Raw genomic sequence first — 14,978 nt, 5'->3', positions numbered from 1 at the left:
ACGGGCACGGCCCGAGGGGCCGTGTGTTCCGGGCCGCTCAGCGCCCGTCCGCCGACACGGCTCCCGCGTCGGCCATCGATCGCGCCAGTGCCGACAGGCGCTGACCCTGCACGTCGGCCGCGGTGACGACGTCCGCGTCGGCACCTGCGCGTGCCTCCGCGACCGCCGACAGCCGAGCGCCCTGCGCCTCTGCGGCGCCGGTCCCCGAGATCGCCCGGGCGTACGCGGCGAGGCGATCCCCCTGCGCCTCCGCCGCGTCGACCGCGGTGCTCCCCCGGTCCGCGCGGAGCTCGGCCGATGCGGCCCGCGCCGAGTCGTCGACCGACCGACTGCCCTGCGATGCGCACGCCCCGAGCGATGCGGCCACGCAGACCGCCGACGCGACGACGATGACGTTCCTCCGGATTCCCATGACGGCCCCCTCCATCCGTTGCGAACGCCCGCGACGGTACGCTCGGCCGGCGGCGGCGGCATCCGGAGCGCATCCTCAGATTCCGCGGCGACCCCCTCAGATCGCGCGGCTCCACGTGCGTTCGCCCGATCGCAGGATGCGCGCGCGGTTCCCGCGATCGACGCAACATTCCCGCGCGGGACCGCAAGCAATCGCGCAGGCTGCGAACGTAGCCTTGGACTGCGCGCCATTCCGCGCGCCCACCCGCCGCGCCGATGCGGCCCGACCGATGGGAACGGAGGTTCCGATGTCACAGACCACCATGGAGACGATCGTTGGCGAACCCGAGGTTCTCGAGGACGAGGCCGGCATCGAGATCACGCCCGAGCTCATCGCGCTCGCCGACGGCGTCGAGGCCGACCCTGCCTGGCTGCGGCTGAAGGAGTCCGCGACCGCCCTGCAGTCGCTGCAGGTCAAGGACGGCTCCGTCCCGGAGGAGGCCGACCTCGAGCCGGCGGGCGAACTCGTCGACGCGATCGTGTCGTCGATCGCGGAGCTCGCGCCCCGGTTCCCGCACGAGGCCGCCTACCTCGACGCGCTGCAGGCCGACTTCCTCCGCTGGAAGGCCGAGGGCCTCGGCGTGCCCGACTTCCTCGACTCGCTCGTGGAGTTCCAGCCGCAGCTGCACCGCGTCGACGGGATCCGCCACCTCGTGGTCTTCCCCATGTACACGCAGAACGGCTCGTCCGAACGCCACGTCGAGGCGCTCGTCGTCGAGACGATCTGGCCGGAGTTCATCGCCCACCTCGAGGCCGGCGACTACGGCAACAAGCTCTTCGTGAGCCTGCGCCTGGTCGACTTCACCCCCGGCTACGACACCAACTCGGCGGTGCTGTTCCCCGAGACGGTCGCGATGCGCGAGATCCCCGCGTTCACGTGGGGCGCGATCTTCCAGGACCGGGAGGCCGCCCGGTACCGCCGGGTCGTGCGCGCGGCGTCGGAGATCACGAAGCTCGAGCTGCCGGACGACGCGGCGAGCCTGCTCGAGGACCAGGAGCTGGCCGAGCGCACGTTCGTGATGTGGGACATCATCCACGACCGCACGCACATGCGCGGCGATCTGCCGTTCGACCCGTTCATGATCAAGCAGCGGATGCCGTTCTTCCTGTATTCGCTCGAGGAGCTGCGCTGCGACCTGACCGCGTTCCGCGAGTCGGTGAAGATCGAGCGCGGGCTGCGCGCGCGGGCCGCGCAGGGCGAGGAGCTCGACGGGATCGACGCGCAGTTGCTCGAGCAGGCCAAGCTCGTGCAGTACGCCGTCATCTTCGACCGGATCTTCCGGTTCGCGATCACGGGTTCGCGCGTGCGCAACTACGACGGGCTCGGGGGCCAGCTGCTCTTCGCGTGGCTGCACCAGAAGCACGTGCTCGACTGGACGGACGTCAAGCTGACGTTCGACTGGGACGCCGTTCCGGACGCGGTGGTCGAGCTCGGCGACGCGATCGACGAGCTGTACTGGAAGTCGATCGACCGGCCGAAGACGTCGCACTGGCTCGCCGCGTACGAACTGGTCCGCGGCGTGCTCACCCCGAACCCGGCGTCCGTCTGGGCCGGGGGCCTGCCGCGCGAGGTGCTCGCCGGCCCGCCCAAGGGCTACACCGACCTGGTGATGGACGACGAGTTCCCGCTGTCGATGTTCTACGAGGCGCTCGACAAGAAGATGAAGCCGGTCATCGAGTCGACGGTGGGCATCACCGCCGCCGACGCCTGACACCGGCCCGCACCACCCGCGAGCCACCCCGAACGGCCGACCCGAGGCATCCGCCCGGTCCGTCGGGGTGGCTCGCGGCATGAGAGGATTCCCTACCGTGACCAACCTGCAGGACAAGGTCGTCGTCATCGCCGGCGCCACCAGTGCATCCGGCCGCGCCGTCGCGCGCGCCCTCGTCGACGCCGGCGCGAAGGTCGTCGTCGTCGGCACGCACCAGGGCCGGCTCGACGAGCTCGAGGTGGAACTGCCCGGCGTGGTCGGCGAGCGGGCCGACCTCACCGACGGCGACGACGTGCTCGAGCTCGCGATGCGCGTGCACGCGAGGCTCGGCGACGTCGACGGCATCGTGCACCTCGTCGGCGGCTGGCGCGGCGGCGGCGGCATCCCCGGCCAGACCGAGGAGGACTACCGCGTCCTCGAGCGCTCGTTCACCGCCCTGCGCTACGTCAGCCGCGTGTTCTGGGACGACCTGCTGGAGTCCGACTCGGGCCGCATCGCGATCGTCTCGTCGACGACGGTCGAGCGCCCGACCGCGGGGGGCGCCAACTACACGTCGATCAAGGCCGCGAGCGAGTCGTGGATGCGCTCGCTCGCCGACGGCTTCGCGAAGGCGGAGGCGCCCGCCGCCGCGGTGACGTTCCGCGTGAAGGCGCTCGCCGGCCTCGAGTCGCGCCTCGCGGACGAGGTCGTCGCGCTCTGGGCGACGGATGCCTCCGGCCCGGAGCTCAACGGCCGCGTGACGACGCTCGAGGGCTGATCCGGGCGGTCCCGGCTAGGGCCGCACGGAGGTGACCGCGTCGCCGGTCGGCTCGGCCGGCTGCCGCGACCCGTCGCGGTCGTCGCGGTCGTCGTCAGCGGGGTCGTCCGCGGCGCGCTCGGCGGCGTGCGCCTCGTCGGAGGCGTGCTCGTCGTACGCCTCGTCGTCGGCGTCGTGGTCGTGGTCGTGGTCGTCGACCACCGTCCCGACCGTCTCCACGCCGAGGCGCGGCGCGAACGCGCGGATGCTGCCCGTGACGGCGATGGTCGCGAGCGAGACCACCACGGCGACGATCCCGGCGACGAGCACGGCCGCCGCGACCACGATGCGCGACTGCCCGCCGTACACGTCCGCGGCCGTGGCATCCGGGCTGTTCAGGCTCGACACCAGCGCGTCGTTCTCGGCGATCGTCATCGCGATCCCGAGCACGAGCACCGCGACGGAGGCGACGAGCACGAGCGGCGGGATCACCAGCGCGGCGAGGGAGATGGAACGACGGGGTGCGGGCATGGGGACCTCGGATTCTCTCGGCGACGCGGGGCGTCGGTTCGGACCGGTCCGACGCTAGGCACCGATCCCATGCACCGGCTGTGGATCGGCGATGAGGCGGCCGAGTGCGCCCGAGCCACCGTCGCGCTCATCACCTGCGGCCATCGCGGCCCCGACCACGTCGTCTGCCCCATCGGTCCGGCCACGGCACCACGAGTTCTCCCACGTACACGACCTCGTGGCGGACCCGCTCGCCTGACCCGGGGGCCTGCGGGCCGGGTGACCCCGTCGTCAGCTCGCCGGCGGGGGCGTGGGATCCGTCGCGGGCGACCCGCCGGACTCCACCGCAGGCGTGACCTCGCGTGCGGTGTCCGCCGGGTCGTGCTCCGCCCGGCTGAGCAGCACGAACGGCGTCGCGAGGACCTGCACGCCCGCGGTCCACAGGAGCGAGACCCCGTAGCCGCCGAGGTCCGCGGCACGGCCGAGACCCGGCTGGATGGCGGCGCCGCCCGCGCTGCCGAGGAGCGAGTCGAACGACAGCACGGTCGCGCGCTGCTTCGACGGGATCATGTCGTTGAGGTACGAGCGGTGCACGGGATCGTCGATGGAGGAGGAGACGCCCCAGACGGCGATGAGCACGACGGCCACCCAGAACTCGGTGGTCAGCCCGAGGGCGACGAGCACCCCGGTGCTCGTGAGCGTGGCGAGCAGGATGACCGACGTCCGCTTGCGGAAGAGGCGTCGCACGAGCGGGGCGCACAGGCCGCCGACGATGCCCGCCCCGGACAGCAGCGCCGCCGCGAGGCCGGCGATCGAGTAGGCGCCCTCGTCGCCCCACAACTCGAGCAGGTACGGCTGCAGTGCGTAGAACGCGTAGAAGCCGACGGCCGTCGTGAACGGCGTCGCGAGCATGAGCCAGCGCACCGGCCGTCGGCCCAGCCCGTACTTCAGCGACGCGCGCAGCACCTCGCCGGTGGCCTTCACCGGCCCCACGCCGCGCTCGGGCTCGAACCCGAGGTCGCGCATGAGCGCGGCCGCGACGGCGAACATCACGACGAGGATGCCCGCCCGGATGAGGAAGGGCACGCCGAGGTCGGTCACCTGGGCGATGACGCCGCCGAGGATGGAGCCGCCGAGCATCGCGGCGCTGCCGACCACCATGGCCCGACCGAAGACGGTCTCGAGCGACCCCCCGTAGCCCGTGGCCTTCAGCGCGTCGACGAGCCAGGCGTCGACGGCGCCGGAGAAGAAGGTGAAGCCGAGGCCGAGCAGCACCGAGACGACCGCCCACGCCCAGAACGGCGACTCCCAGAGCCAGAGGAGCCAGTAGAGCACCGTCGTGACCGCGAGCGTGACCGTGCCGAGCAGGTACGACGCTCGCCGCCCGACGGTGTCGGCGACGACGCCGGTCGGGATCTCGAACAGGAACATGCCGAGGCTGAAGAACGCGTTGGCCGCGAAGGCCTCGAGGTTCGACAACCCGGCGTCGAGCAGGAAGAGCGTGTTGATGCCCCAGATGAAGCTGGCGGCGAGCGTGTTGCCGAGCGTCAGCGTGTAGAACGTGCCCTGGACGCGTCGGGCGGCACGGCCGTCGTCACCGCGGTCGGCGCCGGCCTCGGCGCCGGTCACGATGCGGAGCCCCCCAGTCCGGACACGGGGTCCATCATGCCCCCGCGCGGGCGTGTTCGCCAGCATTCGGCGTCATCCGCCGCGCACCCCCCGTTCGTGGCGCTTTTGCCGTCAGAAGTGAAAAGCCGCGCGTCAAGCAATTTCTTTTGCTTGACGGCCGCGAGACAAATGCCGTAGCCTCCGAAAAAGTTCGTGGAAGCCGACTCACGAGCAACGGTGCGAAGAGTGGCTCAGGTGACCTTCGCACCGGGTGCGGTCCATCCGCGCCGCGGGCCTCAGGCCCGACCCCCACAACGGTTCAGTGCAAGGGAGCATCATGGATGAACTGACGGAACAGGCCGAGCACGACGCCCGGATCCTCGGGACGCGACTCGGGCTCACGCGCCGGCAGCTGCTGGCCGCGACGACCGGCATGGCCGCCGCTGCGGCGGTGGGCCTCGCCGGCAGCCACACGCACGCCCACGCGGCCCCCGCGGCCACGGGCGGCAACGGGGTGCTCGTCCCGCCCGGCAAGCGGGGCATCATCCTGTACACGGTCCGCGACGCGGTCGGGCGCAACCCGCTCACGACCGACCTCCCGTCCGGCTTCAAGGAGGTCTTCGAGGAGCTGGCCCGCCAGGGCTACAAGCAGATCGAGTTCGCCGGCTACAACCAGAACTCGAACGCCGAGGGCGGCAACGTGAACAACGTCGCCGGTGCACAGCTGCTGCGCACCTGGCTCGACGACAACGGGCTCGAGGCCGAGGGCAACCACGGCTCCATTCCGAGCGTCGTGACCGATGCGACGCTGGCGCAGTTCGACGCGCAGTGCGAGATCGCGAACATCCTGGGCTTCGGCCACATCGGCACGGGCAACGACCCGACCCGGAGTTCGTACCTCTCCGACTGGGAGACGGCCGCCGAAGTCTGGAACACGTTCGGCGAGCGCGCCGCCTCGCACGGGCTGAAGCTGTACACCCACAACCACGACCAGGCGTACAGCTTCCTGCTCGACAGCGGCCCGCTCGACGCCGCCGGCAACCCGACCCGCTCGAGCGGCCTGCGCCGTCTCGAGTGGTTCCTGCAGAACACCGACCCGAACTACGTCTACCTGGAGATGGACATCTACTGGGCCCACGTCGCGCAGCACCGCTACCAGAGCTACACGGCTCCGGACGGCAGCGTCGTCGAGGACTGGTTCGACCCGGCCGGGCTCGTGTCGGAGCAGACCACGCGGTTCCCGCTCTTCCACGCGAAGGACGGCGCGCGCAACGACAGCGCGGCCGGCTGGTCGATCGTGCCGTTCGGCGCGGGCGACATCGACTTCACCACGTTCTTCCAGCGGATCGGGGCGAAGGGCTACCACAACGCGATGTACGAGCAGGACAACGCGTCGTCGGTGAACTCCGACGGCGTCAGCGCGCCCTCGCCGTCGCTGTCGCTCGAGAACTCGGCGTACTCGTACGGAAACCTGGCCGCGCTCCGCGGCTGACGCACCATCCGGCCGTTCCGCGGCCGGCGCACCATCCGGCCGCTCCGCGGCCGGCGCCGACCCCGGGCCGCGCGGGTGACCTAACCCCCCGCGCGGCCCGGCACCACATGGATCCCGCCGAACCTCCTTCCATTCGTTGACTGGAGCACATCCATGCATCTCACACGTTCACGCCTCGCGGCGCTCGTGGTCGGAGCCGCCGTCGCGGCATCCGTCATCGTCGCGGGGCCAGCGGTCGCCCACGACGGCGAAGACCACGGCGACGAGGTCTCCGCCACCACCTGGGCCAACTACGAGCGCGTCACGCTCTCGCGGGACGTCGGCGAGCCGATCGACCTCGCCGTCCTTCCCGACCTCCGCGTCCTGCACACGACCCGCAACGGGCAGGTCCGCCTCACGGACCCGGCGCAGGGCACGACCACCGTCGTCAACCAGCTCGACGTCTACTCCAACTCGGAGGACGGGCTGCAGACGATCACCCTCGACCCGGACTTCGAGGAGAACGGCTGGGTGTACCTCTACTACGCGCCGCGCGTCATGGAGGCGCCCTACCCCGAGACGACCCCGGTCGGCTCGGCGCCGCGCGAGCTCCCGGCAGGCGAAGACGCCTCGTACTGGGACATCTGGAAGGGCTACAACCAGCTCAGCCGGTTCCAGTGGGACGCCGAGTCGAACTCGCTCGACCTCGCGTCGGAGCAGGTCATCATCACGGTCGAGGTCCAGCGCGGGCAGTGCTGCCATGTCGCCGGCGACGTCGCCTTCGACAACGACGGCAACGTGCTGCTCTCGACGGGTGACAACACCCCGGCGAGCACGCCCGGCGCCAACGGCTACGCCCCGAACAACGACCGTCCCGGATGGAACCCCGGGTTCGACTCGCGTCGCGGCGCCGGCAACACCAACGACCTCCGCGGCGCGATCCTCCGGATCTCGGTCCAGGAGGACGGCAGCTACACGATCCCCGAGGGCAACCTGTTCGCGCCGGGCACGGCCGACACGCGTCCCGAGATCTTCGTGATGGGCCTGCGGAACCCGTTCCGCATGGACTACGACCCCGAGACCGGCGCGGTCACGTGGGGCGACTACGGCCCCGACGCCGGAACGGCGAACGAGCTGCGCGGGCCGATGGGCTACGTCGAGTGGCAGTCGACCACCGTGCCGATGAACGGCGGGTGGCCGTACTGCCACGGCCCGAACGCGAACTACAACGACTGGGACTTCGAGACCGCGACCCAGGGCGACTGGTTCGACTGCGAGGGGACGCTCCTCAACACGAGCGCCTACAACACGGGCCTCGACCAGCTGCCGACGGCCACCGCGCCGCAGATCTGGTACGGCGACCGCCCCGAGCACCAGCCCTGGCCGGAGTTCGGCTCGGGCGGCCAGGCGCCCATGGGCGGACCGACCTACCGCTACGACCACGACAACGAGTCGACCACGAAGTTCCCGTCCCACTGGGACGGCAAGACGTTCCTGGCCGAGTTCTCGCGCGACCGCATCTTCGCGTTCTCGCAGGACGACCCCGACGGTCCGGTGACCCGGATCGAGGACTTCCTCCCGAACGCGTCGCTGAACGCCGCGGGCATGCCGCCGTGGGACAACGTGATCGACTTCGAGTTCGGTCCGGACGGCTCGCTCTACGTGCTCGACTACGGCGACGGCTTCTTCCGACCGAACCCCGACTCGGGCCTGTACCGCGTGGACTACGTCGAGGGCACCAAGGGCCCGCGCGTCATCCTCGACGCCTCGCCCACCTCGGGCGACGGACCGCTCGAGGTCGACTTCGACGCCTCCGGCTCGACGCACCCCGACGGGCTCGGCCTGAGCTACGCGTGGGACTTCGAGGGCTCGGGCACGTTCGAGGAGGGTGACGCGACCGCATCGCACGCCTTCACCGAGGACGGCCAGTACCAGGCCCGCGTGCGGGTCACCGACGAGGGCGGTCGCGTGAGCCTCGCCTCGGTCACGATCACGGTGGGCAACACGGCGCCCGTGGTCGAGATCGTCACCCCGGCGAACGGCTCGTTCGCCGACTGGGGCGACGAGATCGAGTTCGAGGTCCGGGTGACCGACCCCGACGAGGAGATCGACTGCGAGCGCGTGCTGTGGAGCTACGGCCTCGGCCACGACAACACGCACACGCACCCGCTGTTCACCGGCAACGGCTGCACCGCGACGGTCGAGATGGCGCTCGAGGCCGGTCACGGCGAGACCGAGAACATCTACGCGCAGATCGGCGCCTCGTACACCGACCTGGGCACCGACACGGCGCCCGCGCTGACGGGCGACGCCGTCGTGCTGCTCAACCCGCGCGCGCTGCAGGCCGAGCACAACGACGCCCGCAGCGGTGAGCTGTCGATCGTCGACGACGAGTCGGCCGAGGGCTTCCGCCACCTGGCCGGCCTGGACGCCGGCGAGTGGATCGCCTACGACCCGGTGGAGTTCGGCGGCATCACGGGCGTGACCGTCCGCGCCGCCGGCGAGGGCGAGCTGTCCCTGCACTGGGGCGACGCCGAGGCCGAGTCGTTCGCGACCTTCGCGGTCGACTCCGACGGCTGGGCGGATGTCTCGGTGCCGCTCGTGACCGTGCCGGAGGGAACCGGTCGCGTGGTCGTGACCTCGACGGGCGGGGTCGTCCTCGACCAGTTCGTGTTCACGACGTCGACCGACGACATCCGGTCCCTGCTCGGTGCGCTCGTGGACGACGACCGGGTCACCCGCGGTGTCGAGGCCAGCTTCGGCGACGTGCTCGCCGAAGTGGACGCGGCCCTCGAGGCCGGTGACACGGCCGCGGCGATCGCCGGGCTGCAGTTCATCGCGGAGAAGACGCCGCAGCGGGTGCGCGCCGACGCGGACGCGGCGGCGCTCATCATCCGCGCGGTCGAGGCGGTGATCGCCGAGCTCGGGTAGCGGATCCGCGGTGGCGGGGCCCCGGCCCCGCCACCGCCCACCGACCGGTGCGGTCGGGACACGACCTTGGCGGGATCCGCCGATCGCACCGCGAACGGATCGGGCCGTGCACCTCGTGGGCACGGCCCGATCTCATGCCCGCCAGGTGCCGCGCGGTACGGCGTCGGTGCGGTTCGGTCGCCGGGCCGTTCGGCTCTGCCGCCGCCGGTTCCGGCGGCGCTAGCCTTCGCGCATGATCCGCTTCCTGATCAACATCGCGATCTCGCTCATCACGGCGGCCGTCGGCCTGCTCGTCACCTCCTGGATCCTGCCGGACTTCCACCTCGACGCGAGCGGCTTCATCGTGGCCGTGCTGGTGTTCACCATCGCGCAGGCGATCCTGGCGCCGTTCATCTTCAACGTGGCCCGGCAGTACGCCTCGGCGATCCTCGGCGGGATCGGCCTCGTGTCGACGTTCGTCGCGCTGCTCATCGCCTCGCTGTTCCCGAACGGCATCCGCGTCGACGGGATCGTGACGTGGATCCTCGCCACGCTCATCATGTGGATCATCACGGCCCTCGGCACCTGGCTGCTCGGGCTCTGGTGGCTGAAGGGCCGCGTGGAGGACCGGCGCGCCAAGGCCTGAGCGCCGTCCGGCACGCCGCCCGTCAGTGCATGTCGTCCCTGCCGGTCGCGTGCGTGGCGGAGCCGCTGCATCCGGCGTCCTGCCAGCGGTAGGCCGCGCCGGGGAGGGCGTCGCCGTCCAGCTGCGCGTCCCACGCCGCACGCTGCTCGGCATCGAGCGTCGAGGGCCGCTCCGGGCGGTACTGCGCCGGACCGTCGGGGTAGGTCCTCGCGCCCGGCGCCAGGTCCCACGGCATGAGGTACTCGAACCCCGCCTCCTCCATGCAGCGCTCGATCGCCTGCTGGAAGACGAACTGCGCCTGGCGGGGCGTCGGCGCGAGCGGATCCGGTTCGGGCACGTCGGCGGTGAGCACGGTCCCTGCCGCGGCCGCCTCCTCGAGTTCGTGCTCCGTCTCGCCCACGCAGCCGCGCTCGGTCCACGGGAGCGACCAGTCGTACCCGGTCGCGGACGCCTCGCCGTACAGCGCGGCCGTGAACGCGATCGACTCGTCGAATCCGAGCCCGCGGGGCTGCGAGTCCTGGTTCAGCCACCAGGCGGCCGGGTAGTAGGTGATGCCGCGCCCGGCCATGCACCGAGCGAGCGCCTGCTCGCGGATCATGTGCTCTTCGCGTTGCTCGAACGGGATGAAGGCCGGGTCCGCCGGGTCCAGCTCGGGGATCACCGTGAGCCACTCGAGGTGCGCGAGCGGCACGCCCGTCGGATCGATGCCGCCACGGAGGAGGGACGGATCGACCGGGCCGGAGGCGAGCTCCTCCGCGGGCGCGGCATCGCTCCCGGGCTCGACCGGGTCTGCGGCCTCGGCGTCGACGGCGTCCGGCTCGACCGGGTCGGCGACCGGCTGCGCCGTCGTCGGCGCGGCGACCGGCGGACGCGGGACGCCGGGCAGCTCGACGCCCGACGCTCCGGCGGCGAATGCGAGGACCGCTGCGGTGCCGATGACCGCGGCCACCCCCATGATCGGGACGGCCAGGCGTTGCGGGTTCATCGGGCGACCTCCGCCCGGTGACGTCGATCGAGCGGCGCCCACCAGAGGGCGAGCCCCGCGAAGCCGAGGACGCCCGCGACGGTGAGCGCGTCGACCACGGCTCCCGCCTGCACCGGCTGCGACCCGACGAACGAGCCGACCGTCGTGCTCGCGGTCGCGATGGCGACGGAGCCGTGCTGGAGCAGGAGGTAGGCCGCCACGGCGAGCACGAGGCTCCCGAGCCATCGTCGCCCCGGGGCGAGCGAGAGCACGGCCCCGGCCACGGCGAGCGCGAGCCCGACCGCCGTCGCCGCGACGAGGTCCCACGCCCCGAACCACGAGCCGCCCACGATGAGGGGCGCGGTCCGCCCGACGACCAGGACGCCCCACCCCACGAGCAGCGCGGCGGCGGCGTTCGCCGAGGCGGGCACCATGCGCGGGAACGTCCCGCGCGGGGCGGCGATCGCCACGCCGCGCAGCCGCGCCGCCCGCCACGCGAGGTCGGACGGCATGCCGCGCAGCCACCGGAGCAGGATCGATCGCGACGCTGCGGTCCCCGACGAGGCACGCTCCTCGTGGAGGTCGGAGCCGAGTTCGGCGACGCGGTCGACCGCCGCCTCCCGGGGCAGGTCGCGCGTGTACCAGCGCGCCCAGCCGAGCACGAGGCCGTCCAGCCGGTCGGCGGGCGTCCGGAACGTCGAGCCGTCGGCGTCGAGTCCCTCGATGCCCTCGAGCCCGGCCGCGGCCGGCGCGGTCAGGTCCCGGCTCATGCGAGGGCCGCCTTGGGCGCGGCGGCCTGCTCGGCACGGCGCGCCGCGAGCTCGGCACGGAGCGCGACCTCGCCGGCGCCCGTCACGCGGTACAGCCGTCGCCGCGGCCGCCCGTCCTCCTCGGCGATCGAGGCGTCCTCCCACCGCGACTCGAGCAGCCCGGCGTCGCTCAGCCGGCCGAGCGCCTTGTAGAGCGTGCCGTGCGCCGTGAGCGCCGCGGCATCCGCCCGCTCGGCGATGCGCTTGGCGAGTGCGAACCCGTAGACGTCGTCGCCCTCCGCCTGCAGTTCGATGCCCGCACCGAGGATGTCGACCTCGAGCGGGACCAGCCGTCCTTCACGTCTGCGTGCCATGCCGCAAGAATAGGAAGACATGTTCCTGTAGCGCAAGGGGGCCCTCCGTCGCGGCAGGACGCGATCGCGTCGGGCCGCTCCTGCGGTCGCCCTACGCGGTCGCCGCCGACTCCGGCGCGTACGCCAGCACCGGACCGGTGATCGACACCCGCACCTCCGACCCGCGGGGCACCAGCCCGGACGCGGTGACCCGCGCCTGCAGGCGCTGCCCGTCGGCGAGCGCGACGGCGAGCATCGCGTCGTGCCCCGTGTACTCGACGTCGGTGACGACCCCGTCCAGTTCGTCCGCGTCCGGGGCCGGCGCAGCGGATGGCGCATCCACGCGCCGCACGCGCACCTCCTCGGGGCGCACGAGCACGGTCACGGCGGCGCCGTCCTCCGGCACGAGGCCGGCGGCATCCGCCACCGGCGTCGCACGCAAGCGCCCGATCCCGGTCGCGACCTCGTCGCCGTGCAGCACGCCGGACAGGAAGACCGCGTCGCCGACGAAGCCGGCGACCCACGGCGTCGCCGGGGTGCGGTACACCTCCTCGGGCGTGCCGAGCTGCAGGACCTCGCCGCCGCGCATGACCGCGACGTGGTCGGCGATCGAGAGCGCCTCGGCCTGGTCGTGCGTGACGAGGATGCCGGTGACGCCCTCGGCGCGGAGCAGCTCGCGCACCGCGAGCCGAAGGTCGCCGCGGAGCATCGGATCGAGCGCCCCGAACGGCTCGTCGAGCAGCACCAGCTCCGGCCCGGACGCCAGGGCCCGCGCCAGCGCCACGCGCTGCGCCTGCCCGCCCGAGAGCTGCCCCGGCAGGCGCTCGGCGAGCGGCGCGAGGTCGACGAGCTCGAGGAGGCGGCGCACCTCCTCCGAGCGGGCGGCGCGGCGCGCGGCGCGCGAGGAGCCCCGCCCGGCCAGCATGCCGAAGGCGACGTTCTCGGCCACGGTGAGGTGCGGGAAGAGCGCCGCGTCCTGCGGCACCCAGCCGATCCGGCGCTTCTCGGGAGCGAGGTGGATGCCGTGCGTGGTCACCATCCGCTGGCCGATCCGCACCTCGCCCGACCGCGCGCGCAGGAGGCCGGCGATCGTCCGCAGCAGCGTCGTCTTGCCGCACCCGCTCGGCCCGACGATCGCGAGGAGCTCGCCGTGCGGCACCTCGACGCCGACGGCGTGCAGCACGGGTCCGCTCTCGTACCCGACCGTCAGGTCGCGGACCTCAAGCCGGCTCATGCGATCGCCTCCCGGGTCGCCTCACGTCCGGCGCGCGCGTCGGAGAGCAGGAACGCGGGCACCGCGGCGACCAGCAGCAGTGCGACCGCGTAGGGCGCGGCGGCGCCGTAGGCGGAGATGTCGGTGCGCTGCCACAGCTCGACCGCGAGCGTGTCCGTGCCCGTCGGGCGCAGCATGAGGGTCGCGGGCAGCTCCTTCATCGCCGAGACGGCGGCGAGGAGCGCGGCGGCGAAGATGCCGGGGCGCGCGAGCCGCGCGGTGACGGTCCACCAGGTGCGGGCGCGCGAGTTGCCGAGCGTCCGCGAGACGTCCTCGAGCGAGGTCGGCACCTGCGCGGTCGCGGAGCGGATCGAGCCGATGGCCTTCGGCATGAACAGCACGCCGTACGCGAACGCGAGCACGAGCGCGGTCTGGTACAGCGCGGGCATGACGCTCAGCGAGAAGAACACGAGCGAGAGTCCGACCACGATGCCCGGCAGTCCGAGCGCGAGGTAGCCCGCCGACTCCACGGCGCGCACCAGCCGACCGCGATGGCGGGCGGCGAGCACGCCGATCGGCAGCGCGAGCAGCACCGCGACGACGGCGCCGCCCGCCGAGAGCAGCACGGTGTTCGCGAGCGCCCGGCCGAGCTCGCCCGGGTCGAAGGCCTGGAGGGTCTCAGCGGTGAGCACGCGGGCGAGCAGCACCGCGACCGGCACCACGACGGCCACGGCGGGCACGAGCAGGAGCAGCGCGACGGCGGGCGCCGTCCACCGGCCGAGTCGCACCATCCGCCGGCGACCCACGGCGGGTGCGGCCTGGATGCGGCGTGCCGCGCGCCCCCGCGCGACCTGCTCGCCGAGGACCACGAGGAGCGCGAGGCTCACGAGGAGCACGGCCAGCACCGCCGCCTCGTCGCGGCTGAAGCTGGCCGAGTACGCCTGCTGGATCGCGGTCGTGAGCACCGGGAAGCGGAAGAGCGCCACGCCGCCGAAGTCGCTCAGCGTGTACAGGCACACGAGCAGGGCGCCGGCGAGCACCGCCGGGCGGATCTGCGGCCACGTCCCGAGCATGAACGATCCGAGCGGGCCGCGGCCCAGCGTGCGCGCGACGTCGTCGAGGCCGGTGCTGCCGATCCGGAGCGCGGCCGCGACGGGGAGCGTCACGTACGGCACCGAGACGAAGCTGAGCACGAGCCACGCGGCCCAGAAGCCCTTCATCGACGGCTGCCAGGCGAGCCAGCCGTACGCGGCGAGGTACGACGGCATGGCCAGCGGCAGGGCGGCAAGCACCGCCCACATGCCGCGCCAGCGCAGGCGTGCCCGCGCGAGCAGGAAGGCGCTCGGTACGCCGAGCACGACCGCCGTGAGGGTGACGGATGCCGCGAGCAGCACCGAGTTGCCGACCAGCAGCGGGATGCGCGGCCGATCGAAGACCGCGGCGAGCTCGGCCGGGTCGGCGGAGAGCACCCGGACCACGAGGTGGATCACGGGGATCGCGGCGAGCGCGACGGCGACCAGGGACGCCGCGACGAGCCCCCACGGGCGGCGGGGGCTCGGCGTCGCGACTCGGTCGGTCATCTCGTGGTCCAGCGTAGGCGGGCGGGATGCGGCTCCGTCCGTCGGCGGCGTCGCGGCATCCGTTCGCCTCGGGCGC

The 14,978-nt window shown here is 72.8% G+C and carries 13 protein-coding genes; 5 read left to right on the top strand and 8 right to left on the bottom strand.

Annotation, left to right across the window (positions count from 1 at the left end; translation table 11 throughout):
- Positions 1-37: 37 nt before the first annotated feature.
- The gene (locus ABD230_RS08645) at positions 38-412 is read right to left on the bottom strand and encodes a hypothetical protein (protein ID WP_344371796.1); all 375 of its coding nucleotides are present in this window, start codon (positions 410-412) and stop codon (positions 38-40) included.
- A gap of 286 nt (positions 413-698) precedes the next feature.
- On the opposite strand from ABD230_RS08645, the gene ABD230_RS08640 reads away from it, so the two are divergent.
- Positions 699-2,162 carry a DUF6421 family protein gene (locus ABD230_RS08640; protein WP_344371794.1) on the top strand — a complete coding sequence of 488 codons (1,464 nt, stop codon included), beginning with the start codon at positions 699-701 and terminating at the stop codon, positions 2,160-2,162.
- A gap of 97 nt (positions 2,163-2,259) precedes the next feature.
- Positions 2,260-2,919 carry an SDR family NAD(P)-dependent oxidoreductase gene (locus tag ABD230_RS08635; RefSeq protein ID WP_344371791.1) on the top strand — a complete coding sequence of 220 codons (660 nt, stop codon included), beginning with the start codon at positions 2,260-2,262 and terminating at the stop codon, positions 2,917-2,919.
- Positions 2,920-2,934: 15 nt separating this feature from the next.
- Here ABD230_RS08635 and ABD230_RS08630 read toward each other — a convergent pair whose 3' ends face one another.
- Positions 2,935-3,429: a hypothetical protein gene (locus ABD230_RS08630; RefSeq protein ID WP_344371789.1), complete on the bottom strand. Its 495-nt coding sequence runs from the start codon at positions 3,427-3,429 to the stop codon at positions 2,935-2,937.
- Positions 3,430-3,699: 270 nt separating this feature from the next.
- A complete protein-coding gene (locus ABD230_RS08625) occupies positions 3,700-5,037 on the bottom strand; it encodes an MFS transporter (protein WP_344371787.1) in 1,338 nt (445 codons plus the stop codon).
- 316 nt (positions 5,038-5,353) lie between these two features.
- Here ABD230_RS08625 and ABD230_RS08620 point away from each other — a divergent pair, with 316 nt between their 5' ends.
- The 3 genes from ABD230_RS08620 to ABD230_RS08610 all read left to right on the top strand — a co-directional run bounded on the left by ABD230_RS08620 (position 5,354) and on the right by ABD230_RS08610 (position 10,043).
- Complete coding sequence (locus ABD230_RS08620; protein WP_344371785.1) at positions 5,354-6,508, top strand: sugar phosphate isomerase/epimerase family protein; 1,155 nt, start codon at positions 5,354-5,356, stop codon at positions 6,506-6,508.
- Between the two features lie 153 nt (positions 6,509-6,661).
- A complete protein-coding gene (locus tag ABD230_RS08615) occupies positions 6,662-9,418 on the top strand; it encodes a PQQ-dependent sugar dehydrogenase (RefSeq protein ID WP_344371783.1) in 2,757 nt (918 codons plus the stop codon).
- 232 nt (positions 9,419-9,650) lie between these two features.
- Positions 9,651-10,043: a phage holin family protein gene (locus tag ABD230_RS08610; protein WP_344371781.1), complete on the top strand. Its 393-nt coding sequence runs from the start codon at positions 9,651-9,653 to the stop codon at positions 10,041-10,043.
- 22 nt (positions 10,044-10,065) lie between these two features.
- Here ABD230_RS08610 and ABD230_RS08605 read toward each other — a convergent pair whose 3' ends face one another.
- The 5 genes from ABD230_RS08605 to ABD230_RS08585 form a co-directional block, all read right to left on the bottom strand.
- On the bottom strand, positions 10,066-11,028 hold the full coding sequence (locus ABD230_RS08605; RefSeq protein WP_344371780.1) for a hypothetical protein: 963 nt from the start codon (positions 11,026-11,028) through the stop codon (positions 10,066-10,068).
- Positions 11,025-11,777, bottom strand: coding sequence for a hypothetical protein (locus ABD230_RS08600; RefSeq protein ID WP_344371778.1), 753 nt, complete (start codon positions 11,775-11,777; stop codon positions 11,025-11,027). Before ABD230_RS08600 ends, ABD230_RS08605 begins: the two co-directional genes overlap by 4 nt.
- A complete protein-coding gene (locus ABD230_RS08595; protein ID WP_344371776.1) occupies positions 11,774-12,130 on the bottom strand; it encodes a PadR family transcriptional regulator in 357 nt (118 codons plus the stop codon). Before ABD230_RS08595 ends, ABD230_RS08600 begins: the two co-directional genes overlap by 4 nt.
- A 91-nt stretch (positions 12,131-12,221) precedes the next feature.
- Positions 12,222-13,343 (bottom strand): ABC transporter ATP-binding protein, encoded by a 1,122-nt coding sequence (locus ABD230_RS08590; protein ID WP_344371773.1) that lies wholly within the window; start codon positions 13,341-13,343, stop codon positions 12,222-12,224.
- Positions 13,340-14,902, bottom strand: a complete 1,563-nt coding sequence (locus ABD230_RS08585; RefSeq protein ID WP_344371769.1) for an ABC transporter permease — start codon at positions 14,900-14,902, stop codon at positions 13,340-13,342. Before ABD230_RS08585 ends, ABD230_RS08590 begins: the two co-directional genes overlap by 4 nt.
- Positions 14,903-14,978 lie beyond the last annotated feature (76 nt).

The sequence above is a fragment of the Agromyces tropicus genome (genome assembly GCF_039531345.1).
In the GTDB taxonomy this organism is placed as follows: domain Bacteria; phylum Actinomycetota; class Actinomycetes; order Actinomycetales; family Microbacteriaceae; genus Agromyces; species Agromyces tropicus.
This window is presented reverse-complemented; position numbering and strand designations above follow the sequence as displayed.

Excerpts from the sequence above, each read along its gene's own strand:
- ABD230_RS08610 (WP_344371781.1), top strand. The coding sequence starts at position 9,651 with ATGATCCGCTTCCTGATCAACATCGCGATCTCGCTCATCACGGCGGCC.
- ABD230_RS08600 (WP_344371778.1), bottom strand. The coding sequence starts at position 11,777 with ATGAGCCGGGACCTGACCGCGCCGGCCGCGGCCGGGCTCGAGGGCATC.
- ABD230_RS08640 (WP_344371794.1), top strand. The coding sequence starts at position 699 with ATGTCACAGACCACCATGGAGACGATCGTTGGCGAACCCGAGGTTCTC.
- ABD230_RS08620 (WP_344371785.1), top strand. The coding sequence starts at position 5,354 with ATGGATGAACTGACGGAACAGGCCGAGCACGACGCCCGGATCCTCGGG.
- ABD230_RS08615 (WP_344371783.1), top strand. The coding sequence starts at position 6,662 with ATGCATCTCACACGTTCACGCCTCGCGGCGCTCGTGGTCGGAGCCGCC.
- ABD230_RS08595 (WP_344371776.1), bottom strand. The coding sequence starts at position 12,130 with ATGGCACGCAGACGTGAAGGACGGCTGGTCCCGCTCGAGGTCGACATC.
- ABD230_RS08590 (WP_344371773.1), bottom strand. The coding sequence starts at position 13,343 with ATGAGCCGGCTTGAGGTCCGCGACCTGACGGTCGGGTACGAGAGCGGA.
- ABD230_RS08645 (WP_344371796.1), bottom strand. The coding sequence starts at position 412 with ATGGGAATCCGGAGGAACGTCATCGTCGTCGCGTCGGCGGTCTGCGTG.
- ABD230_RS08630 (WP_344371789.1), bottom strand. The coding sequence starts at position 3,429 with ATGCCCGCACCCCGTCGTTCCATCTCCCTCGCCGCGCTGGTGATCCCG.
- ABD230_RS08585 (WP_344371769.1), bottom strand. The coding sequence starts at position 14,902 with ATGACCGACCGAGTCGCGACGCCGAGCCCCCGCCGCCCGTGGGGGCTC.
- ABD230_RS08605 (WP_344371780.1), bottom strand. The coding sequence starts at position 11,028 with ATGAACCCGCAACGCCTGGCCGTCCCGATCATGGGGGTGGCCGCGGTC.